Below are 23349 nucleotides of genomic sequence, written 5' to 3'. Positions count from 1 at the left end.
CACCTGTATGCCCCCACCCGTTCTAAACCCATATCACCCAAACCTATTAACCTCCCCCCGCCTCTTCCAACCCCCTAGACTCGTGGCATCCCGCCCCAGGACCGCCACCATGCCCGAGACCCTGCTCAGCCCCCGCAACCTCGCCTTCGAACTCTACGAAGTCCTCGACGCCGAAGCCCTGACCCAGCGCCCGCGCTTCGCCGAGCACAGCCGCGAGACCTTCGACGCAGCCCTGGCCACCGCCCGTACCATCGCCGAAAAGTTCTTCGCCCCGCATAATCGCAAGGCCGACGAAAACGAGCCGCGTTACGTGGACGGCCGGGCCGAACTGATCCCCGAGGTGAAGCCCGCCGTCGAGGCCTTCCTTGAAGCCGGCTTCCTCAACGCCAACCGCGATTTCGACGTCGGCGGCATGCAGCTGCCCAGCCTGGTCTCGCAGGCCTGTTTCGCCCACTTCCAGGCGGCCAACGCCGGCACCACGGCCTATCCGTTCCTGACCATGGGCGCGGCCAACCTGATCGAAAGCTTCGGCACCGAGGAACAGAAGCGCCTGTACCTGCAGCCGATGATCGAAGGCCGCTACTTCGGCACCATGGCACTGACCGAGCCCCATGCCGGTTCGTCGCTCGCCGATATCCGCACCCGCGCCGAACCCGCTGGTGACGGCACCTACCGACTCAAGGGCAACAAGATCTTCATTTCCGGCGGCGACCACGCACTGTCGGAAAACATCGTGCACATGGTGCTGGCCAAGCTGCCGGACGCACCGCCCGGCGTTAAAGGCATATCGCTGTTCATCGTGCCGAAATACCTGGTCAACGAAGACGGCAGCCGTGGCCCGCGCAACGACGTGCTGCTAGCCGGGCTGTTCCACAAGATGGGCTGGCGCGGCACTACCTCCACCGCGCTGAATTTTGGCGACAACAGTCAGTGCGTCGGCTATCTGGTCGGTCAGCCGCACCAAGGCCTGGCGTGCATGTTCCAGATGATGAACGAGGCGCGCATAGGCGTCGGCATGGGCGCGGTGATGCTCGGCTACGCCGGCTATCTGTACTCGCTGGAATACGCCCGCCAGCGGCCGCAGGGCCGCCTGGCGGACAACAAGGATCCGCAAAGCCCGGCCGTGCCGATCATCGAACACACCGACGTCAAACGCATGCTGCTGGCACAGAAGGCCTATGTGGAAGGTGCCTTCGACCTGGGCCTCTACGCAGCGCGCCTGTTCGACGACACCCGCACCGCCAGCGACGAAAGCGCTCGCAAGCAGGCCCAGCAACTGCTCGACCTGCTGACCCCGATCGTCAAGTCCTGGCCTTCGAGCTTCTGCCTCAAGGCCAACGAACTGGCAATCCAGATTCTTGGCGGCCACGGCTACACCCGCGAGTACCCGGTGGAGCAGTACTACCGTGACAACCGCCTGAACCCGATCCACGAAGGCACCGAGGGTATCCAGTCGCTTGACCTGCTGGGCCGCAAGTTGGCGCAGAACAATGGCGCAGGCCTCAAGCAGCTGATCCGCCTGATCGCCGCCACTGCCGAACGCGCCAGCCACCACCCAGGCCTCGACACTCTGCGCCAGCCGCTGGAGCAACTGGTCAACCGGCTGCAATCGGTAACCCTGGCGCTGCTTGGCGATCTGGCTCAGGGCAAGGTCGCTGGCGCCCTGGCCAATTCCGCCCTGTACCTCAAGGTCTTCGGCCACTGTGTGATCGGCTGGCGCTGGCTGGAACAAGCTATCCACGCCGAACTCGGCATGCTCGACGGCAACCCCGCCGACCGCGACTTCTACCTTGGCAAACTGCAGGCCGCGCGTTATTTCCTGACCTGGGAAATCCCCGCCTGCCATAATGACCTGGCATTGCTCGAGGCACGCGACGACACGTGCCTCGCCATGCAAGACGGGTGGTTCTAGGGGGAGCCACCGTGAAAACGGAGGCTTCCAGATGTTCGATTCCAGCGCCCTGCTGCGCCAGCGCTTTGCCGCGCTGCGCAGTACGGCCGAGTTGTTTTCCCTGCGCCATGTGAAGCAGTCGCACCAGGCGCTTTCGGTTCGCCGCAATGTGGCCGAGCCGCCCGTCTTCAGCCATGACGAGGGCGCCATGCTCACGGTGCGGGTCAATGGCGTGGAAGCCTATGCGGCCACCGCCGACCTGTCACAGGCCGGCCTGCAACGGGCACTTGAACAGGCTGAGACACTGGCGCGACAGATTGCCCCGCACAGCCTGCTCGACCTGCGCGAGCAGCCGGCGACCAGCGCTCGCTACGACCACATCTCACCCAACTTCGACCAGCCGGTACCGAGCCTGGCCGACTGCCTTGGCCTGCTCGCCACCGAATCGGCCAGCGTGCCCAAGGACAGCCGGCTGGTGGACTGGCAGGCCAGCCTGGGCATGAGCCTGGTCGAGCAGACCTACCTGAACTCGGCCGGCGCCGAACTGCGCCATGCCCAGCGCTTCCTGTTCCCGGGCCTCAGTGTCACCGCCAGCGATGGCCAGGACAGCCAGAGCCGCAGCCTGGGCCGCGACAACTTCGGCCAGCAAGGCGGCTTCGAAATCGTCGAGCGCTGTGGCCTCGTCGGCGCTGCTCGCCAGGTCGCCGATCAGGCACTGCAACTGCTGCTGGCGCCGAACACCCCTAGCGGCGTGCGTGATCTGCTACTGATGCCCGATCAGATGATGCTGCAGATTCACGAGTCCATCGGTCACCCGCTGGAGATGGACCGCATCCTCGGTGACGAGCGCAACTACGCTGGCACCAGTTTCGTCAAGGCCAGCGACTTCGGCCACCTGCAATACGGTTCCGAATTGCTCAATGTGACCTTCGACCCGACCATCGGCGAAGAACTGGCCAGCTACAGCTTTGATGACGACGGCACAGAAGCCAGCAAGCAATTCCTGATCCGCGATGGCCTGCTGCTGCGCCCGCTGGGTGGTGCGCTGTCGCAGTTCCGTTCAGGCCTGGCTGGCGTTGCCAACAGCCGCGCCTGCGGCTGGAACCGCGCACCGATCGATCGCATGGCCAATCTCAATATCGAGCCGGGCGACCAGTCCCTCGACCAGCTGATCCAGGGCATCGAGCACGGCATTCTGATGCGCACCAACCGCTCCTGGTCCATCGACGATGCGCGCAACAAGTTCCAGTTCGGCTGCGAATGGGGCCAGCTGATCGAGAACGGCGAGCTCAAGGGCATCGTCAAGAACCCCAACTACCGCGGCATCTCCGCACAATTCTGGCGTAACCTCGCGGCGGTCGGCGACCGCAGCACCTTCCAGGTCCTGGGTACACCCAACTGCGGTAAGGGCGAGCCCAACCAGGTGGTGCGGGTCGGGCATGCTTCGCCCGCCTGCGTGTTCCGCCAGATCGACGTTTTCGGAGGAGACGCCTGATGAAACACGCTTTCGAAGCCCTGATCGCGGATGTGCGTCAGGCCCTGCAGGCCGACGAGCAATTCACCCTCGGTTACAGTGCCGAACAGTCGCAATTCGTGCGTTTCAACCACGCCAAGGTGCGCCAGGCCGGCGACGTAAGCCAGGCCAGCGCGCAACTGCGGTTGATCCGCGATGGCCGCCAGGCGGAACAGCAGGTGACCCTGAGTGGCGACGCGCAACTTGACCGGCAACGCCTGATCGCTGCCCTGGAGCAGCTGCGCCAGACCCTGCCATTGCTGGCCATCGACCCGTACCTGCGCCTGGACGAAAGCGCATGGCACAGCCACAGCCAGCAAGAGCAGCCATTGCCCGCGCTGAGCGAAGTGCTGGCCCTGCTCGAACGCGAGGCCGGCGACCTGGACCTGGTCGGCATCTATGCCGCCGGCCCGATCTGCCGGGGCTTCGCCAGCTCGTTCGGGGCCATTGGCTGGCACCAGGCCAACAGCTTCAACGTCGACTGGAGCCTGTTCCACGAGAACGGCGAGGCGGTAAAGGCCAACTATGCCGGCCAGCGCTGGAGCGCCGAAGACTTCACTGCCCGCCTGCGCCTGGCACGGGAACAACTGAGCTTCCTCGGCCGCCCGGCAGTGACCCTCAAGCCCGGCAGCTACCGCGCTTACCTGGCACCTGCGGCCATGGACGAAATCGCCGGCATGCTCTGCTGGGGTGGTTTCTCTGCCCAGGCTCTGGCCACCGGCAACAGTGCACTGCAGCGCCTGTACAACGGCGATGCGCAACTGCACCCGATGGTCAGTTTCAGCGAACAGGTCAGCGGCTCGCTGAGCCCGGCATTCTCCGACGAGGGCTCGCCGCGCCTGGATGTGCCACTCATCCAGCAGGGTAACGCGATGCAGCGGCTGGTCAGCGCTCGCAGCGCAGCGGAATTCGAGTTGCGGGCCAATGGCGCCGACAGCTACGAATCACCGTGTGCGCTAAGCCTGGCACCGGGCAACTTGCAGAGCGAGCAGATCCTTGAGCGGCTCGGCACCGGGCTGTACATCAGCAACCTGTGGTACCTGAACTACTCTGACCTGCCAGCGGCGCGCATGACCGGGCTGACCCGTTTCGCCACTTTCTGGGTGGAGAACGGTGAGATTCAGGGGCCGGTGAGCACCATGCGCTTCGATGACAGCTTGTACAGCCTGCTCGGCAGCCAACTGGAAGACCTGACCCGCGAGCGCGAGATGATCCTGTCGACCAGCACCTATGGGCAGCGCAGTACCGGGTCGAGTCATCTGCCGGGGGCGTTGGTCAAAGGGTTGACCCTGACATTGTAATTGGCAGTACCGGCCCTTTCGCGGGGCAAGCCCGCTCCTACAGGAATATGACCACATTCAAAGGCGGTGGAGATCCTGTAGGAGCGGGCTTACCCCGCGAAAAGGGCCGGCACAGGCATAAAGAGGAAGCCATGCCCGAACGCACTCCGTTAGATCCCACCACCGCCCGCTGGATCCCCTGGGTAGTGGCCATCGCCTTCTTCATGCAGTCCCTGGACGGCACCATCCTCAACACCGCCCTGCCGGCCATGGCCCGCTCGCTAGCCGAAGACCCACTGCGCATGCAGGGCGTGATCATCGCCTACATGCTAACCGTGGCCTTGCTGATCCCCGCCTCCGGCTGGATCGCCGACCGCTTCGGCACCAAGCGCATCTTCTTCAGCGCCATCCTGCTGTTCAGCTTCGGCTCGCTGCTGTGTGCCATGGCCAACAGCCTCGGCTTCCTGATCTTCGCCCGCGTCGTGCAGGGCCTGGGCGGCGCACTGATGCTGCCGGTCGGGCGACTGGTGGTGCTGCGCGCCTACCCACGCACCGAGCTGGTGCGGATCATGAGCTTCATCACCATCCCCGGCCTGCTCGGCCCGCTGCTGGGCCCGACCCTGGGCGGCTGGTTGGTGGAGATCCTTACCTGGCACTGGATCTTCCTGCTCAACCTGCCAGTCGGCCTGGTCGGCTGCTACGCAGTCTGGAAATTCATCCCCGACCTGCGCGGCGCTGAACGCACCCGCTTCGACACGCCGGGCTTCATCCTGTTCGGCGCAGCGATGGTGCTGATCACCATCGCCATGGAAGGCCTGGGCGAGCTGCACCTGCCGCACCTGCGGGTGATGTTGCTGCTGTTCGCCGGCATGGCCTGCCTGGCGGCCTACTGGCTGCGCGCCGGGCGCGACCCGGAACCGCTGTTCTCGCCGAGCCTGTTCCGCGTGCGCACCTTCGCCATCGGCATTCTCGGTAACCTGTTTTCGCGGCTGGGCAGCGGTGCCTTGCCGTTCCTGGTGCCGTTGTTGTTGCAGGTAGCGCTGGGCTATTCGCCAGCCCAGGCCGGCATGAGCATGATTCCGCTGGCCGCCTCGGCGATGCTTGCCAAGTCCGTCGCCCGACCCTTGATCGAGCGCCTGGGCTACCGCATCGTGCTGACCGGCAACACCTTGCTGCTGGGCATTCTGCTGGCCAGCCTGGGCCTGGTCGACGAGCAGACGCCGTATGCCCTGCTGCTGGTGCAGCTGGCCTTGCTTGGCGCAGTCAACTCGATGCAGTTCACGGCGATGAACACGGTGACCCTGATCGACCTCAACGACGCCAGCGCCAGCAGCGGCAACAGCCTGCTGTCGGTGGTCGCGCAACTGTCGCTGAGCCTCGGCGTGGCTTGCGCCGGTGCCTTGCTCGGCGGTTTCACTGCGGCGGGCAGCGCCGAGGGGGTGGAGACCACGTTGGGCGCCTTCCAGCTGACCTTCGTCACCATCGGTGTGATGGCCATGCTGGCGGCGGCGATCTTCCTGCAACTGTCGCCGACAGACGGAAGGCGTGCCCGTCGTCCGGAACAACACATGGAGTCGTAGGGCGAATGGCCATGAGGCTGGTAGACTGTGCGGCATTTTTCGCTTCGCACCGCAGGCCCGCCTCGTGACCACCGAATCCACCGCCTTTGCCACCTTGCCGCTGTCCACCGCCATGCTGGCCAACCTGGACGCCCTCGGCTATGCCTCGATGACACCGATCCAGGCCCAGAGCCTGCCCGTCATCCTGCGCGGCCAGGACCTGATCGCCCAGGCCAAGACCGGCAGTGGCAAGACCGCCGCCTTCGGCATCGGCCTGCTAAACCCGATCAATCCGCGCTACTTCGGCTGCCAGGCGCTGGTGCTGTGCCCGACCCGCGAGCTGGCCGACCAGGTGGCCAAGGAACTGCGCCGCCTGGCCCGGGCCGAAGACAACATCAAGATCCTCACCCTCTGCGGCGGCGTGTCGCTGGGCCCGCAGATCGCCTCGCTGGAGCACGGTGCACACATCATCGTCGGCACCCCCGGGCGCATCCAGCAGCATCTGGACAAGGGCACCCTGGTGCTCGACGGCCTGAACACACTGGTGCTGGACGAAGCCGACCGCATGCTCGACATGGGTTTCTTCGACGCCATCGCCAGCATCATCGGCAAGACCCCGTCGCGTCGTCAGACCCTGCTGTTCTCGGCCACCTACCCGGCCGGCATCGAGCAACTGGCCGCCGATTTCATGCGCAAGCCGCAGCAGGTCAAGGTCGAAAGCCTGCACGCCGACAACCAGATCGAGCAGCGTTTCATCGAGATCGACCCGCAGCAACGCCTGGAGGCCGTCACCCGCGTGCTTGGCCACTATCGCCCGCAATCGTGCGTGGCGTTCTGCTTCACCAAGCAGCAATGCGAGGACGTGGTTGTCCACCTGACCGCCAAGGGTATCGTCGCCCAGGCCCTGCATGGCGACCTGGAGCAGCGTGACCGCGACCAGGTGCTGACCATGTTCGCCAACCGCAGCAGTTCGGTACTGGTGGCCACTGACGTGGCGGCCCGCGGCCTGGATATCGACGGCCTGGACATGGTCATCAACGTCGAGTTGGCGCGTGATGCCGAGATTCACGTACACCGCGTCGGCCGTACCGGCCGTGCCGGCGAGAAAGGTGTCGCGGTCAGCCTGGTGGCGCCAGCCGAAGGCCATCGTGCCCAGGCCATCGAAGACCTGCAGAAGAGCCCGCTGCGCTGGGACCAGCTGGACAGCCTGAAGAACAAGGGCGAGCCACTGCTGCCGCTGATGAGCACGCTGTGCATCGCCGCCGGGCGCAAGGACAAGCTACGCCCGGGCGACATCCTGGGTGCGCTGACCGGCGATGCCGGGATCCCGGGCAAGCAGGTGGGCAAGATCGCCATCTTCGACTTCCAGGCCTTTGTGGCGGTGGAGCGGCCGCTGGCCAAGCAGGCCATGCAGCGCCTGAACAGCGGCAAGATCAAGGGCCGGTCACTGAAAGTCCGTATCGTCTGACCTATTTTGGGGCCGCTTTGCGGGCCTTTCGCGACACGAGGCCGCTCCTACAGGGGATTGCATACTCCTGTAGGAGCGGCCTTGTGTCGCGATAGGGCTGCAAAGCGGCCCCGGCAATTCTGAAGAGGTAACACCGTGCACTCCACCGATGTGATCATCCTCGGCGCCGGCGCCGCCGGCCTGATGTGCGCCCAGCTCAGCGCCCGCCGTGGCCGCCGGGTGCTGCTGCTCGACCACGCCAACAAGCCCGGCAAGAAGATCCTCATGTCTGGCGGCGGGCGCTGCAACTTCACCAACATGTACACCGAGCCGGCCAACTTCCTCTCGCACAACGCACACTTCTGTAAGTCGGCCCTGGCCCGCTACACCCAGTGGGACTTCATCGAACTGGTGAGCAAGCACGGCGTTGCGTACCACGAGAAGAAGCTCGGCCAGCTGTTCTGCGACAACAAGGCCAGCGACATCCTCGACATGCTGCTGGCCGAATGTGACGACGCGGGCGCCGAAATCCGCATGCACACCAGCATCGAACACATCGAGAACACCGAAGGTGGCTACCTGCTGCAGACCAGCGGCGGCCAGTTCGCCTGCCAGTCGCTGGTGATCGCCACCGGCGGCCTGTCGATTCCGACCCTGGGCGCTACCGGCTTTGGTTACCAGGTGGCCCGCCAGTTCGGCCACACCCTGCTGCCGACCCGCGCCGGGTTGGTGCCGTTCACCATCACCGAGCCCCAACTCAAGGCACTGTGCACCGAACTGTCGGGTACCTCGCTGGACTGCACGGCCAGCTGCAACGGCACCAGTTTCCGTGAGAACCTGCTGTTCACCCACCGCGGCCTGAGTGGCCCGGCGATCCTGCAGATCTCGTCGTTCTGGGAAGCCGGCGACACGGTGGAGATCAACCTGCTGCCCGACCGTGACGCGCTGAGCTGGCTGCAACAGATGCAAGCGGAACGTGCCAACGCCGAACTGAAGACCGTGCTGGGCGAGGTATTCACCCGCAAGCTGGCCAATCTGCTGGCCGAGCAGTGGTTCGAGTCCAAGCCGATGAAACAGTACACCCCGGCGGAACTGGCACAGATCGCGGAAAAACTGGCGAACTGGCAGGTAGTGCCCGCCGGCACCGAAGGCTACCGCACCGCAGAAGTGACCCTTGGTGGAGTCGACACCCGCGAAGTGTCGTCCAAGACCATGGAATCGCTGAAAAGCCCCGGCCTGTACTTCATCGGCGAAGTGCTCGACGTCACCGGCCATCTCGGCGGCTTCAACTTCCAGTGGGCCTGGGCATCTGCCAACGCCGCTGCGCAGTTCGTGTAGAGTAGAATCCATTCAGCAGCACGGAACGCTTCTTGCTGGCCGTGCTGCAATGCATTCATTCGATCACTGCCTAGCAGGCCATCATGTCATCGAGTTCGTTCCGTCAGTCACTGCGTCGCCTGTGGGGCCAAGACAAGTTCAGCTACAGCATCCGGGTTACCATCGCCCTCACCGGGAGCCTGGCCCTGTGCTGGTACCAGAACGAGATGGCCCTGCTGATTCCGCTGTTCCTCGGCATCATCGCCAGTGCCCTGGCCGAGACCGATGACAGCTGGCAGGGCCGCCTCAGCGCCCTCGCCGTAACCCTTACCTGCTTTGCCATCGCCGCGCTGGCGGTCGAGCTGCTGTTCCCCTATCCGTGGATCTTCGTCATCGCCCTGGCGCTGGCAGCGTTCGGCCTGACCATGCTCGGCGCCCTTGGCGAGCGCTATGGCGCGATTGCTTCGGCGACGCTGATCACCTCGGTATACACCATGATTGGCGTGGACCAGCGTGGCGGCCAGGTCACCGATTTCTGGCACGAGCCGATGCTGCTGGTGGCGGGCGCAGCCTGGTACGGCCTGCTTTCGGTGCTGTGGCAGGCGTTGTTTTCCAACCAGCCGGTGCAACAGAGCCTGGCCAAGCTGTTCTACGAACTCGGCAGCTACCTCAAGCTCAAGGCCAGCCTGTTCGAGCCGATCCGCAACCTCGATGTCGAAGCCCAGCGCCTGGAGCTGGCCCGGCAGAATGGCAAGGTGGTGGCGGCGCTCAATGCGGCCAAGGAAATCATCCTGCACAGGGTCGGCAACAGCCAGCCGAATTCCAAGGTCAGCCGCTACCTCAAACTGTACTTCCTGGCTCAGGACATCCACGAACGGGTCAGCGCCTCGCACTACCCTTACAACGCCCTCAACGAGGCGTTCTTCCACAGCGATGTGATGTTCCGCTGCCAACGCCTGCTGCGCAAACAAGGCGCCTCCTGCCAGGAACTCGCCCGCTCGATCCGCCTGCGCCAGCCCTTCGTGCTGGCCACCGGTTTTGCCGAAGCACTCGAAGACCTCAACGCCTCGCTTGAACACCTGCGCATCCAGAGCAACCCGGCCTGGCGCGGCCTGCTGCGCTCGCTGCGCGCCTTGGCCGCCAACCTGGCGACCCTCGACCGCCTGCTCAGTGCCGCGAGCAACCCCGACAGCCTGGCCGATGCCAGCGACAGCAGCCTGCTCGACCGCTCGCCACGCACGCTGAAGGACGTGTGGACGCGCCTGCGCACCCAGTTGACGCCGACCTCACTGCTGTTCCGCCACGCCTTGCGCCTGCCACTGGCGCTGTCGATCGGTTACGGTATGGTGCACCTGATCCACCCGACCCAGGGATACTGGATCATCCTGACCACGCTGTTTGTCTGCCAGCCCAACTACGGCGCCACCCGGCGCAAGCTGGTGCAGCGGATCTTCGGCACCGCGATCGGCCTGACCGTCGGCTGGGCGCTGTTCGACCTGTTCCCCAACCCGGTCATCCAGTCGCTGTTCGCCGTGGCTGCGGGCGTGGTGTTCTTCGTCAACCGCACCACCCGCTACACCCTGGCCACGGCAGCCATCACGCTGATGGTGCTGTTCTGCTTCAACCAGATCGGCGATGGCTACGGCCTGTTCCTGCCGCGCCTGTTCGATACCTTGGTCGGCAGCCTGATCGCCATTCTCGCGGTGTTCCTGTTCCTCCCCGACTGGCAGGGCCGGCGCCTGAACAAGGCACTGGCCAATACCCTGGCCTGCGCCAGCGTGTACCTGCGCCAGATCATGCAGCAATACGCCCACGGCAAGCGCGACGACCTCGCCTACCGCCTGGCCCGGCGCAACGCCCACAATGCCGATGCGGCGCTGTCGACCACACTGGCCAACATGCTCATGGAGCCGGGGCATTTCCGCAAGGAGGCCGATGTTGGTTTCCGCTTCCTGGTTTTGTCGCACACCTTGCTCAGTTACCTGTCGGGGTTGGGCGCGCACCGCGATACGGCCTTGCCGGCAGAGGTGCAGGAGCAGTTGATCGATGGCGCCGGACAGAGCCTGGCCAATAGCCTCGACGAGATTGCCAATGGCCTGGCAGCGCGGCTACCAGTGGCGATTCACAGTGATGCCGAAGAAGCGCTGGCAGATGCCCTGGAGCAGATGCCGGAAGAACTGGATGAGCACCAGCGGTTGGTGCAGACACAGTTGGCATTGATCTGCCGGCAGCTGGGGCCCTTACGGACCTTGGCGGCCCACCTGATCAAGGAAGCGCCCGCGACCTGAGTTCGCCTGTGCCGGCCCTTTCGCGGGCATGCCCGCTCCCACAGGGGTACGCGATTCCTTGTGGGAGCGGGCTTGCCCGCGAAAGGGCCGGCACAGGTGATTGATATCAGAAGCCATGCTGGCGCATCAACCTTGCATAGCTGCCATCGGCCTTCATCGCCGCGATGGCCTGCTCGAAGCGCTCGACGATCTGCTGGTGATCGGGGTGCTTCAGGCTCACCAGAATATGCAGGCTATTCTCCGCCAGCAGTGGCTCCACCAACGTCACGCCATCGCGTACTTCCTGCGGCTCGCGCTGCAGGTTGTAGCGCGCCACGTACTCATCCTCCACGGCCAGGTTCACTCTTCCGGCTGCCAGCATGCGCACGGCAGTCGAGAAGTTGCGTACCTCCACCTTGTGCAAGCGGGTATCACCATCGAACGCGGGTGAATAGGCATAATCACGCACGACCGCAATGCTGTAGGGATAAAGGTCAGCCTGGTTTTGGTAGCGAAACCCATCGCCTGTGCGCTTGAGCAGGCGAATGCGATTGCTCAGGTAGCCCTTGGAAAACTGCCCGATCAGTTTGCGCCCGTCGTTGTACCAGGCGCTGATCAGCACGTCGTAGCGCCCTTCACCAATGCCCATCAAGGCCCGCGCCCAAGGCACTTCCTCGTAGCCGCTGGCATACCCGGCACGGGCCAGCGCCGTGCTGACCAGGCTGGTTGCCAGGCCGCCGCCCGGCATGGCGCTGTCGGTGAACGGCGGCCAGTTGTCGGCCACCAGCCGCAGCCTGTCATGGCCGGATGCAGGTACTGCCAGGAGCACGCCCAGCAAACCCAACGCGCAAAGCAGTGGCCGCATGCAGAAGTCCTTTTGCAGTGGGAGGCACACGCTGTGGAAGGCGATTCGCAAATGAGATTACACAAAGCCGTTGCCTGGGGCAGCGGCCAATAATGTCATTTAGCCTCTATTTTGGCCGAGCTTTGAAAATTTGCGATGATCAGCCTTCCATATCAGGAGTTACCCATGTCCATCCACTGGCTTTGCAAGCATCACTCCGACCTCGACAAACATGAGCTCTACGCCATCCTGCAACTGCGTACCGCCGTGTTCGTGGTCGAGCAACGCTGCGCCTACCAGGAAGTCGATGGCCAGGACCTGACAGGCGACACCCTGCACTTGATGGGCTGGCAGGACGACAAGCTGGTCGCCTACCTGCGCCTGCTCGATCCGCAGTCGCAGGGCGGTGATGTGGTCATCGGGCGGGTGGTGACTTCACCCGAGGTGCGCGAGCTGAAACTCGGTCATCCGCTGCTGATGAAAGGGCTGGAAGCGGCCGGCCACTGCTGGCACGGGACGCCGGTCTATCTGTCGGCGCAGGCGCACCTGCAAGGGTTCTATGCCCGGCACGGATTTACAGTGGTGGGTGACCAATACCTCGAGGATGACATTCCGCATATCGGCATGCGCAAGGTCATGGATACCCCAGTACTTCCCTGATCTGGCGCAGGTGCTGGATGATCCACTGCTTGTCGATCGCCCCCCAGTCATGGATGCGGTAATGCCCGGCATGGTTGCGCGCGCCTTCCTGCTGCTCGAACTCGCAGACGATGTCCAGGTCGGCGAGTGCGGCGATGGTGTCCTGTGCCGTACGCCGAGGCATGCCGGTAGCCTCCATCAGCGCCGGCACGCTGGTGGCGGTCTGGCTGTCGATCAGCCAGGCCACATACAGGCGGCGGTAGAAACTGCTCTTGGTCTTGCTCACATCCATGCTGCGTGATCCTTACAGGTTGCCTGGCAACTCCCGGTAGGTCAGGTAGACGCGCAGGTCGAATTCCAATTGGTGGTAAGCCGGCTCCATGTGCTGGCAAAGCTGGTAGAACGCCTTGTTGTGATCGCGCTCGCGCAAGTGCGCCAGCTCGTGCACCACGATCATGCGCAGGAACTCGGGCGCCGCCTCCTTGAACAGCGAGGCAATGCGGATTTCCTTCTTAGCCTTGAGCTTGCCGCCCTGCACCCGCGAAACCGCGGTATTGAGCCCCAGGGCCCGATGGGTCAGGTCCAGGCGGTTGTCGAACAGCACCTTGTCCAGGTTGGGTGCACTGCGCAGGTATTGCTGGCGCAGGTCCTGGGCATAGCCGTACAGCGCCTTGTCGCTCTGCACGTCGTGGCGCCCTGGGTAGCGGCGCTGCAGGTACTCGCCCAGGCGGTCGCTGTCGATCATCTGCCGCACCTGCTCCTGCAGGTGCGGTGGGTAGGCTTGCAAATAGCGTAATACGGTCATGGCACGGCATTCGACGTAACGAATGCCGATTCTAGCCAATCACGGCCGCAGCCAGGGAAAAATCGCCGGAAAGCCACTGGCATCAGCCGCCGTCATCGGGTGCGCGACCAGGAAGCCCTGAACGTAAGCGCAACCGTTTGCCTTCAGCCACGCAGCTTGGGCTTCTGTTTCAACACCCTCAGCGATCACGGTGATGCGGTAATCCGCGCACAACCCGATGACACTGCGCACCAGCGCGGCATCCGCCGCCGAGTCTGGCAGGCGCGCCACCAGATGGCGGTCCAGCTTCAACGTGTCGATGGGCAAGTCGCGCAACATGCGCAGCGAACAGTCGCCTGCACCGAAATCGTCCAGCGCCACGCGCACGCCCAGTTCACGCAGACGGTGAATCTGCTTGATCGCCGTGTCGATGTTGTACATCAACGAGGTCTCGGCAACCTCGACCTCCAGTTGCGCCGGGTCAAGCTGGTAATCCTGGATCACCCGCTGCAGTTCATCGACCAGGCTGGGCATGGTGAACTGCGCGCGGCTCAGGCTGATACCCAAGACCAGTTCCGGGGCGAAACGCTGGCACCAGGCCTGGCGCTGAGCGGCACCCTGGCGGTAGATCCAGCTAGCCAGGCGGTTGATCAGCCGTGCTTCTTCCAGCAAGGGGATAAACAGCCCGGGCGGCACATCGCCAACGCTCGGATGCTGCCAACGCAACAAGGCTTCGAAACCCCGTAACTGGCCATCGGCAAACGCCACCTGGGGTTGGTACACAAGGCTGAAATCCTGGGCCTCGACAGCATTGCGAACGCTGTCTTCAAGCATCAGCCGCGAGCGGGCCCGGCCATTGAGCTCCTGATCATAGAAGCGATACTGCTGGCGACCGGCCTGCTTGGCGGCATACATCGCCGTATCGGCGGCGCGCAGCAGGCCTTCGACATTGCCGCCGCAATCGGGGTAGGTGGCGATACCGATGCTGACACCCAGGCACACATCCATGCCTTCCACCTGCTGCTGGATCGACACCCGCTCAAGCAGTTTCTCGGCATGCCGCCCGGCCTGTTCCGGGTAGGGCAGGCCGTCGAACAATGCGGTGAATTCATCGCCCCCCATGCGCGCCAGCAGGGCCTCACTGCCCAGGCAGTCCTTGATCTGTTCGGCCACCCAGTTCAGCACCCGGTCACCGGCTTCGTGGCCTAACGAGTCGTTGATCCGCTTGAAGCCGTCCAGGTCCATGTACATCAGGGCCTGGACCTTGTTCGAGCGCTCGCCGCGCAACAGTACGCCTTCTGCTGCCTGGTAGAAGCCGCGGCGGTTGAGCAGCCCGGTCAAAGGGTCGGTCACCGCCTGGTACTCGAGCTGCTGGTGCAGGTTGCGCTCCACCGACATGTCGAGCACCGTCACCACCATGGCCTGCTGCTCCGCAGGCAAAGGCGCACAGGACAGTGCCACGGGCACCAGACTGCCCGGAATACGTAGATGGGCATCATGAACGCGCACGATCTGCCGGGTGAGATAAGCGTTGTGGAACTCGGACTCGCTCCACAGGGTGGCATTGGCCAACTGCAGCAGATCGAGCAGGTGCACCCCTTGCAGTTGCTCGACCGGGGTGTGCATCAAGCGCGAGATCGCCGGGTTGGCAAAACTGATGACGCCCTCGGCATCGACCACCAGGATGCCTTCGGCGGCATTTTCCAGGATCGAGGCGTTGAACGCCCGGGCGGCCTCCAGCTCGCGGGTCAAGCGCTGGAGCATGCGCCGGTTGCGCTGCTGATCCAGCTGCGCCTGGACCTTGGGCTTGAGAATCTGCGGATCAAACGGTTTGAACAGGTAATCCACCGCACCGCTGGCGTAGCCCTTGAGCACGGCGGCATCGGACTGCTCGTTGGCGGTGAGGAAGATGATCGGGGTCAGCCGGGTTCGTTGGCTGCCGCGCATCAGCCGGGCGACCTCGAAGCCGTCCATTTCGGGCATCTGCACATCGAGCAGGACCAGATCGACCTCGTGTTCGAGCAACGTACCCAGGGCTTCCATCCCCGAGCTTGCCGTCAACACGTGCCAATCATTGCGCGCCAGCAAGGCCCGCATGCTAATGAGGTTTTCCGGGTAGTCGTCTACTACCAGGAGAACCGATTTGCCATCCAGTGGTTGAGGGTAAGCGCCATCCATGCTGCTTCTCTTATTTGACCGACTTCGACTTGCTATTGGATCCGATTGATACTCTAGACCTGCGGATGCGACAAGCAATGCAATCAGATCGCTATCAGTGAATTAGTTTCACGGTAGCCGACTAACGGTCGCCTTGCAGCATTTTCGACACATAAAAAAACCCGCATCGCTGCGGGTTTTTCAGGGCTGCACCTGTGGATCAGTTGACCTTGGCGGCCAGCTCACCCTTCAGATAGCGCTGGAACATGCCTTCCAGGGAGATCGGCTTGATCTTCGAGGCATTGCCAGCGGTACCGAATGCTTCGTAACGGGCGATGCACACGTCACGCATGGCTTTCACGGTTTCACCGAAGAACTTGCGCGGGTCGAACTCGCTCGGGTTCTGTGCCATCAGACGGCGCATGGCACCGGTGGACGCCAGGCGCAGGTCGGTGTCGATGTTGACCTTGCGCACGCCGTGCTTGATGCCTTCGACGATCTCTTCGACCGGTACGCCGTAGGTCTCTTTGATGTCGCCGCCGTACTGGTTGATGATCGCCAGCCACTCTTGCGGTACCGAGGAAGAACCGTGCATCACCAGGTGGGTGTTAGGGATACGCTTGTGGATTTCCTTGATGCGGTCGATGGCCAGCACGTCACCGGTAGGCGGCTTGGTGAACTTGTAGGCACCGTGGCTGGTGCCGATGGCGATGGCCAGGGCGTCGACCTGGGTCTTCTTGACGAAGTCGGCGGCCTCTTCCGGGTCGGTCAGCATCTGGCTGTGATCCAGCACGCCTTCGGCACCGATGCCGTCTTCTTCACCGGCCATGCCGGTTTCCAGCGAACCCAGGCAGCCCAGCTCGCCTTCCACCGAAACGCCGCAGGCGTGGGCCATGGCCACGGTCTGCTGGGTAACGCGGACGTTGTATTCGTAGTCGGTCGGGGTCTTGCCGTCTTCACCCAGCGAACCGTCCATCATTACCGAGCTGAAGCCCAGCTGGATCGAGCGCTGGCAGACGTCAGGGCTGGTGCCGTGGTCCTGGTGCATGCACACCGGGATGTGCGGGAACTCTTCGATCGCGGCCAGGATCAGGTGGCGCAGGAACGGGGCACCGGCGTACTTGCGGGCACCGGCCGAAGCCTGGACGATCACCGGGGAGTCGGTCTTGTCGGCCGCTTCCATGATGGCGCGCATCTGCTCGAGGTTGTTGACGTTGAAAGCCGGAACGCCGTAACCGAACTCGGCGGCGTGGTCCAGCATCTGGCGCATGCTAATGAGTGCCATTGTGTATCTCTCTCCCGACAAGCGTCGTTTGTTTCGTGCAAGCCTGCCGCAGGGGCGGTTGCTGTTCAAGTAGTGTGGGCCGCCTGTGCGGCCCGGCCAGTCACGGTGCCTTGCAGCCCCGCCCAATCAGATCGTTGGTTGCCACCCAGTACACCAGGCCTTCATCGCCCTTGGTGTGGAAGGCCAGCACGCCATCGCTGTACAGCGCGCCAGAGGCGCCCGGCTCGGCCTTGAGCCGATAGACCTGGTCACCGCCGCCGAGGCGCACGTCTACCTGGTCCCGTTGTGCATCAGCGAAGCGCCACAGCACTTCGGCCTGGGTGTCACAGACCCAGCGGGTCCAGTTGTCCGCCGGGGCGGAAGGCGCAGGCTGCATCAGCGAGCATCCTGCCAGTGTCGCCAGGGCCATCGAGGCCAGCAGCGCTTTCATTACATATCCTCTAGATGACCACACAGCGGCCGCTTGGTTGCCTGCCCCGACGAAACGCTGGATTCGGTCGTTCTCGTCAAGGGCAACCCGGCGCCTGGTGCTGGTGTTCTTCGTCGTACTTTTCCAGGCCTTGCGGGCCGACGCGCTTGCTGATGACCGGCACGGTCTCGGCCTGCCACTCGGACTGGTAGCAACCGCCCTTGGGCGGCTGCGCCGGGTCGGCATCCGTGGACGGACCGCTGGAGCAAGCGCCCAGCAGGCCGGCCAGGATCATCACAGGCAATTGCTTGACCATCAGGTCGCTCCCTTTGCCAGGCGCCGCCATTGTCAGGCTTTTGCCCGCTCTTCCAGGATCGCCACGGCGGGCAGCACTTTGCCTTCGACGAACTCGAGGAAGGCACCGCCACCGGTAGAAATGTAGGAGATTTCCTTGCTGACGCCATATTTGTCGATGGCAGCCAGGGTATCGCCACCACCGGCGATGGAGAACGCGGCGCTCTCAGCAATGGCCTTGGCCAGCACCTGGGTGCCGTTGCCGAACTGGTCGAACTCGAACACGCCGACCGGGCCGTTCCACAGGATGGTCTTCGACGACTTCAGCAGCTCGGCGAAATTGGCTGCGGTCTGCGGGCCGATATCCAGGATCATGTCATCGGCGGCTACGTCGGCGATGGCCTTGACGGTGGCTTCGGCGTCTTCGGCAAAGGCCTTGGCAACCACCACGTCGACTGGCAGCGGCACGCTGACCTTGGCGGCGATAGCCTTGGCGGTGTCGACCAGGTCAGGCTCGTACAGCGACTTGCCGACCGGGTGGCCGGCAGCGGCGAGGAAGGTGTTGGCAATGCCGCCACCAACGATCAGCTGGTCGCAGACGCTGCTCAGGCTGTTCAGCACGTCCAGCTTGGTCGACACCTTGGAGCCGGCGACGATGGCCGCCATCGGCTTGGCCGGGGCTTTCAGGGCCTTGCCCAGTGCATCCAGTTCTGCTGCCAGCAGCGGGCCGGCGGCAGCGACCTTGGCGAACTTGGCAACGCCATGGGTGGAACCTTCAGCGCGGTGAGCGGTGCCGAAAGCATCCATGACGAACACGTCGCACAGGGCGGCGTACTTCTGTGCCAGCTCGTCGGCGTTCTTCTTCTCGCCCTTGTTGAAGCGTACGTTCTCGAACAGCACCAGGTCACCCGCGTTGACCTGAACGCCGTCCAGATAGTCGGCAACCAGTGGCACTTCGCGGCCCAGGGCCTTGCTCAGGTAATCGGCAACCGGCTTGAGGCTGTTCTCGGCTGAGAACTCGCCTTCGGTCGGGCGGCCCAGGTGCGAGCAGACCATTACCGCCGCACCCTTTTCCAGGGCCAGCTTGATGGTCGGCAGCGCTGCCAGGATACGCGCATCGCTGGTTACCACACCGTCCTTCACAGGTACGTTGAGGTCTTCGCGGATCAGTACGCGCTTACCTTGCAGGTCGAGGTCGGTCATCTTCAACACGGTCATGAATGCAGTCCTTCAGGGCTGTTTGCTGCGGGTTGGGTGGACGACGTGCAGATAGTGTTCGGCAACGTCGAGCATACGGTTGGCGAACCCCCATTCGTTGTCGAACCAAGCCAGCAGGTTCACCAGGCGTGGGCCTGAGACGCGGGTCTGGCTGGCATCGACGATGGCCGAATGCGGGTCATGGTTGAAATCACAGCTGGCGTGAGGCAGCTCGGTGTAGGCCAGCAAGCCTTTGAGCGGGCCGCTCTGCGCCGCCTCGCGCAGCACCCGGTTGACCTCGGCCGCACTGGTGTCGCGGGCGGTCTGCAGGGTGATGTCCAGGCACGAGACGTTGACGGTCGGCACGCGTACCGCTTTGGCCTGGATTCGCCCGGCAAGTTCCGGAAGCAGGCGTTCGATGCCACGCGCCAGGCCAGTGGACACCGGGATCACCGACTGGAAGGCCGAACGCGTACGGCGCAGGTCTTCGTGGTGATAGGCATCGATCACCGGCTGGTCGTTCATCGCCGAGTGGATGGTGGTGATCTGCACGTATTCGATGCCGAATGCCTTGTCCAGCACGCGCAGCAGCGGTACGCCACAGTTGGTGGTGCAGGAGGCGTTGGACACCAGGCGTTCGTTGCCCGTCAGGCAATCCTGGTTGATGCCATAGACCACGGTGGTATCGACATCGGCCTCGCTGGCCATCGGCTGCGAGAACAATACGCGCGGCGCACCGGCATCGAGGAAACGCTGGCCATCGGCACGGGTGTGGTAGACGCCGGAGCACTCCAGCACCAGGTCGACGCCCAATGCCGCCCAGTCGATGCCTTCAGGCGTAGCGCTGCGCATGACTCTCACGCAGTCGCCATTGATGTGCAGACAGTCGCCGTCAACCTTCACCTCGCCAGGGAACCGCCCGTGGGTGGAGTCGAAGCGTGTCAGGTATTCGATGCTGGCCTGATCAGCCAGGTCATTCAGCGCAACGATCTCGAAACCGGCCTTTGCCCCCCGCTCGAACAGTGCGCGCAGGACACAGCGGCCGATGCGGCCATAACCGTTGAGTGCAACTTTGTAGGGACGCGGGTGGGGCATTCGTTGGCTCGCTAACGCATGATGGCTGTTGGGGCCGCCTTGCGGCCCATCGCGACGCAAGGCCGCTCCTACAAGGAACGGCGTGCGCAGTACCCTGTGGGAGCGGCCTTGTGCCGCGAAACGAGGGCGAAGCCCTCGCCTTACGCCTGTATCAGTCTTCCAGCAGCTCTTCGGCGGTGCCCAGGATGTTCTCCAGGGTGAAGCCGAACTCTTCGAACAGTGCAGCGGCCGGAGCCGACTCACCGTAGGTGGTCATGCCGATGACACGACCTTCCAGGCCGACGTACTTGTACCAGAAGTCCGCGTGGGCGGCTTCGATGGCGATACGCGCAGCGACTTCGACCGGCAGTACCGACTGCTTGTAGGCAGCGTCCTGGGCATCGAACACGCTGGTGCAAGGCATGGAAACCACGCGCACCTTGCGGCCCTGCTCGGTCAGCTTGGCTTGTGCCTGAACGGCCAGGCCCACTTCCGAACCGGTGGCGATCAGGATCAGCTCAGGCTCGCCAGCGCAGTCCTTGAGCACATAGCCACCACGGCTGATGTCGGCGATCTGCTGGGCGTCGCGTTCCTGGTGCTGCAGGTTCTGGCGCGAGAAGATCAGCGCCGATGGGCCGTCCTTGCGCTCCAGGGCGTTTTTCCAGGACACGGCCGATTCGACCGCGTCGGCTGGACGCCAGGTATCCAGGTTCGGGGTGCTGCGCAGGCTGGTCAGCTGCTCGATCGGCTGGTGAGTCGGGCCGTCTTCGCCCAGGCCGATGGAGTCGTGGGTGTAGACATGGATCACGCGCTGCTTCATCAGTGCCGACATGCGTACGGCATTGCGGGCGTATTCCATGAACATCAGGAAGGTCGCGCCGTAAGGCACCAGGCCACCGTGCAGGGCGACGCCGTTCATGATCGCGGTCATGCCGAACTCACGCACGCCGTAGAACACGTAGTTGCCGCTGGCATCGTTGGCCTCGACGCCCTTGCAGCCTTTCCACAGAGTCAGGTTGGAGCCGGCCAGGTCAGCCGAACCGCCGAGGAACTCAGGCAGCATCGGACCGAAGGCGTTCAGCGCGTTCTGGCTGGCCTTGCGGCTGGCGATGGTTTCACCTTTGGCGGCTACTTCATTGATGTAGGCCTGGGCCTTCTCGCTGAAGTCGGCCGGCAGCTCGCCGCTGTCACGGCGCTTGAACTCGGCAGCCAGTTCCGGGTAGGCCTTGGCGTAAGCATCGAAACGCTGGTTCCAGTCGGCTTCGGCCTTGGCGCCGGCAGCCTTGGCATCCCACTCGGCGTAGATGTCGGCCGGGATTTCGAACGGACCGTGGTTCCAGTTCAGTTCCTTGCGGGCCAGGGCGATTTCGTCGTTGCCCAGCGGTGCACCGTGGCAGTCTTCCTTGCCCTGCTTGTTCGGCGAACCGAAACCGATGATGGTCTTGCAGCAGATCAGGGTCGGACGGTCGCTCTTGCGCGCGGTCTCGATGGCCATCTTGATTTCGTCGGCATCATGGCCGTTGACGTTACGGATGACCTGCCAGTTGTAGGCTTCGAAACGCGCCGGGGTGTTATCGGTGAACCAGCCGTGCACTTCGCCGTCGATGGAGATGCCGTTGTCGTCGTAGAAGGCAATCAGCTTGTTCAGGCCCAGGGTGCCGGCCAGCGAGGCGACTTCATGGGAAATACCTTCCATCATGCAGCCGTCGCCGAGGAACACATAGGTGTTGTGGTCGACGATGTTATGGCCTTCACGGTTGAACTGGGCAGCCAGCACCTTCTCGGCCAGGGCGAAGCCCACGGCGTTGGCGATGCCTTGACCGAGCGGGCCGGTGGTGGTCTCGACGCCTGGGGTGTAGCCGTATTCCGGATGGCCCGGGGTACGGCTGTGCAGCTGGCGGAAGCCTTTGATGTCATCAATGGTGACATCGTAGCCAGTCAGGTGCAGCAGCGAATAGATGAGCATCGAGCCGTGGCCGTTGGACAGCACGAAGCGGTCACGGTCAGCGAACTTCGGGTTGCTCGGGTTGTGCTTCATGTAGTCGCGCCAAAGCACTTCGGCGATATCCGCCATGCCCATGGGGGCACCTGGGTGGCCGCTGTTGGCCTTTTGCACGGCATCCATGCTGAGTGCACGAATGGCGTTGGCACGTTCACGACGGCTGGGCATCGCTTATCTCCTGGGGCTTGAATAGGTGGTGTCACGAAAAAGGCGGCCATTTTCGCCCACTGCGGGGGCCGGGGGCAATGACGGATGGTCGCAGTTGGGGGATTTTCCTGTGATTGGCCTCCATAACGGCGAAAAATCCGCCAGGGCCACCCGCCCATCAGTCAATATCAAAACTTTTTGATATAGGCCTTGCGAGGGCAGCCTTGCCTGTCTAGACTGCCGCACCATGAACCTCCGTGCGCAACCGATCCCTCAGCAAAGCGACACACTGGCCGCCCTGTGCAAGGCCAGTGGCGATGAGCTGCGCCTGAACGTGTTGCGCGCCCTGGCCAGTGATTCGTTCGGCGTGCTGGAACTGGCGCAGATCTTCGACGTCGGCCAGTCGGGCATGAGCCACCACCTCAAGGTGCTGGCCCAGGCCGAGCTGGTAGCCACGCGGCGTGAAGGCAATGCGATCTTCTACCGCCGCGCCCTGCCTGACGGCCAACGCTTCGGCGGGCGCCTGCACATGGCCCTGCTCGACGAGGTCGACGACCTGACCTTGCCGGAGGATGTCCAGGCCCGAATCGCCCAGGTGCAGCAACGCCGCGCCGCCACCAGCCAGGACTTCTTCCTGCGTGTGGAAGAAAAATTCCGCGCCCAGCAAGACCTCATCGCCGGCTTGCCGCAGTATCGCGAAAGCCTGCTGGCGCTGCTCGACAAGCTGAACTTCGCGTCGACCGCCAGCGCGCTGGAAGTCGGCCCTGGCGATGGTGGTTTCCTGCCGGACCTGGCACGGCGCTTCTCCCAGGTCACAGCCTTGGACAACAGCCCGACCATGCTCGAGCTGGCGCGCCAGGTCTGCGAACGCGAACGCCTGGGCAACGTATACCTGCAGTTGGCCGATGCACTGGGTGCAACGGATGTGGAAGCCGACTGCGTTGTGCTGAACATGGTCCTGCACCATTTCAGCGACCCGGCCCTGGCCCTGCGCCAGCTGGCCAAACGGGTAAAGGCAGGCGGCAGCCTGCTGGTCACCGAACTGTGCAGCCATGACCAGGGTTGGGCGCGGGAAGCCTGCGGCGACCTCTGGCTGGGCTTCGAACAGGACGACCTGGCCCGTTGGGCCACAGCAGCCGGGCTGGCCCCCGGGGATAGCCTCTATGTGGGCTTGCGTAACGGTTTCCAGATACAGGTCCGCCATTTTCAGCGGACGGCTGGCGACACTCACCATCGGTAAATT

The 23349-nt window shown here is 63.7% G+C and carries 19 protein-coding genes; 9 read left to right on the top strand and 10 right to left on the bottom strand.

Features of this window, described 5'->3' with window-relative positions; genetic code table 11:
* Positions 1 to 109 precede the first annotated feature (109 nt).
* The 7 genes from ACLEJU_RS06905 to yccS all read left to right on the top strand — a co-directional run bounded on the left by ACLEJU_RS06905 (position 110) and on the right by yccS (position 11295).
* Entirely contained in the window at positions 110 to 1912 is a 1803-nt protein-coding gene (locus ACLEJU_RS06905; protein WP_435425582.1) for an acyl-CoA dehydrogenase, read from the top strand.
* 31 nt (positions 1913 to 1943) lie between these two features.
* Positions 1944 to 3386, top strand: coding sequence for a TldD/PmbA family protein (locus ACLEJU_RS06900; RefSeq protein WP_435425581.1), 1443 nt, complete (start codon positions 1944 to 1946; stop codon positions 3384 to 3386).
* Complete coding sequence (locus tag ACLEJU_RS06895) at positions 3386 to 4705, top strand: TldD/PmbA family protein (protein WP_435425580.1); 1320 nt, start codon at positions 3386 to 3388, stop codon at positions 4703 to 4705. Before ACLEJU_RS06900 ends, ACLEJU_RS06895 begins: the two co-directional genes overlap by 1 nt.
* A gap of 131 nt (positions 4706 to 4836) precedes the next feature.
* Complete coding sequence (gene mdtD, locus ACLEJU_RS06890; protein WP_435425579.1) at positions 4837 to 6264, top strand: multidrug transporter subunit MdtD; 1428 nt, start codon at positions 4837 to 4839, stop codon at positions 6262 to 6264.
* A 112-nt stretch (positions 6265 to 6376) separates the two neighbouring features.
* Positions 6377 to 7711, top strand: coding sequence for an ATP-dependent RNA helicase DbpA (gene dbpA / locus ACLEJU_RS06885; protein ID WP_435425583.1), 1335 nt, complete (start codon positions 6377 to 6379; stop codon positions 7709 to 7711).
* A gap of 135 nt (positions 7712 to 7846) precedes the next feature.
* Positions 7847 to 9028, top strand: a complete 1182-nt coding sequence (locus ACLEJU_RS06880; RefSeq protein WP_435424372.1) for an NAD(P)/FAD-dependent oxidoreductase — start codon at positions 7847 to 7849, stop codon at positions 9026 to 9028.
* A gap of 83 nt (positions 9029 to 9111) precedes the next feature.
* Positions 9112 to 11295: a YccS family putative transporter gene (gene yccS / locus ACLEJU_RS06875; RefSeq protein WP_435424373.1), complete on the top strand. Its 2184-nt coding sequence runs from the start codon at positions 9112 to 9114 to the stop codon at positions 11293 to 11295.
* A 106-nt stretch (positions 11296 to 11401) separates the two neighbouring features.
* Here yccS and ACLEJU_RS06870 read toward each other — a convergent pair whose 3' ends face one another.
* Entirely contained in the window at positions 11402 to 12139 is a 738-nt protein-coding gene (locus ACLEJU_RS06870) for a substrate-binding periplasmic protein (protein ID WP_435424374.1), read from the bottom strand.
* A gap of 165 nt (positions 12140 to 12304) precedes the next feature.
* Here ACLEJU_RS06870 and ACLEJU_RS06865 point away from each other — a divergent pair, with 165 nt between their 5' ends.
* A complete protein-coding gene (locus ACLEJU_RS06865; protein ID WP_435424375.1) occupies positions 12305 to 12778 on the top strand; it encodes a GNAT family N-acetyltransferase in 474 nt (157 codons plus the stop codon).
* Here ACLEJU_RS06865 and ACLEJU_RS06860 read toward each other — a convergent pair.
* From ACLEJU_RS06860 to tkt, 9 genes are all read right to left on the bottom strand, one after another.
* The gene (locus tag ACLEJU_RS06860; protein WP_023378388.1) at positions 12753 to 13049 is read right to left on the bottom strand and encodes a winged helix-turn-helix domain-containing protein; all 297 of its coding nucleotides are present in this window, start codon (positions 13047 to 13049) and stop codon (positions 12753 to 12755) included. The two genes, ACLEJU_RS06865 and ACLEJU_RS06860, sit on opposite strands and share 26 nt — an antisense overlap.
* A 12-nt stretch (positions 13050 to 13061) precedes the next feature.
* Entirely contained in the window at positions 13062 to 13562 is a 501-nt protein-coding gene (locus ACLEJU_RS06855) for a M48 metallopeptidase family protein (RefSeq protein ID WP_027920691.1), read from the bottom strand.
* Positions 13563 to 13601: 39 nt separating this feature from the next.
* Complete coding sequence (locus ACLEJU_RS06850; RefSeq protein WP_435424376.1) at positions 13602 to 15719, bottom strand: putative bifunctional diguanylate cyclase/phosphodiesterase; 2118 nt, start codon at positions 15717 to 15719, stop codon at positions 13602 to 13604.
* A gap of 199 nt (positions 15720 to 15918) precedes the next feature.
* Positions 15919 to 16983 (bottom strand): class II fructose-bisphosphate aldolase, encoded by a 1065-nt coding sequence (fba, locus tag ACLEJU_RS06845; RefSeq protein WP_008093958.1) that lies wholly within the window; start codon positions 16981 to 16983, stop codon positions 15919 to 15921.
* Positions 16984 to 17083: 100 nt separating this feature from the next.
* Positions 17084 to 17413, bottom strand: a complete 330-nt coding sequence (locus ACLEJU_RS06840; protein WP_435424377.1) for an MliC family protein — start codon at positions 17411 to 17413, stop codon at positions 17084 to 17086.
* A gap of 76 nt (positions 17414 to 17489) precedes the next feature.
* A complete protein-coding gene (locus ACLEJU_RS06835; protein WP_294340297.1) occupies positions 17490 to 17708 on the bottom strand; it encodes a hypothetical protein in 219 nt (72 codons plus the stop codon).
* Between the two features lie 32 nt (positions 17709 to 17740).
* Positions 17741 to 18904: a phosphoglycerate kinase gene (locus ACLEJU_RS06830; RefSeq protein WP_435424378.1), complete on the bottom strand. Its 1164-nt coding sequence runs from the start codon at positions 18902 to 18904 to the stop codon at positions 17741 to 17743.
* Between the two features lie 12 nt (positions 18905 to 18916).
* Entirely contained in the window at positions 18917 to 19978 is a 1062-nt protein-coding gene (gene epd, locus ACLEJU_RS06825; RefSeq protein ID WP_435424379.1) for an erythrose-4-phosphate dehydrogenase, read from the bottom strand.
* A gap of 151 nt (positions 19979 to 20129) precedes the next feature.
* Entirely contained in the window at positions 20130 to 22127 is a 1998-nt protein-coding gene (gene tkt / locus ACLEJU_RS06820; RefSeq protein ID WP_435424380.1) for a transketolase, read from the bottom strand.
* Positions 22128 to 22353: 226 nt separating this feature from the next.
* Here tkt and ACLEJU_RS06815 point away from each other — a divergent pair, with 226 nt between their 5' ends.
* Entirely contained in the window at positions 22354 to 23346 is a 993-nt protein-coding gene (locus ACLEJU_RS06815; RefSeq protein ID WP_435424381.1) for an ArsR/SmtB family transcription factor, read from the top strand.
* The last annotated feature ends 3 nt before the right edge of the window (positions 23347 to 23349 follow it).

Source organism: Pseudomonas sp. SMN11 (assembly GCF_052041945.1).
Lineage (GTDB): Bacteria > Pseudomonadota > Gammaproteobacteria > Pseudomonadales > Pseudomonadaceae > Aquipseudomonas.
The sequence above is the reverse complement of the archived record's forward strand: the minus strand, read 5'-3'. Positions and strand labels throughout refer to the sequence as shown.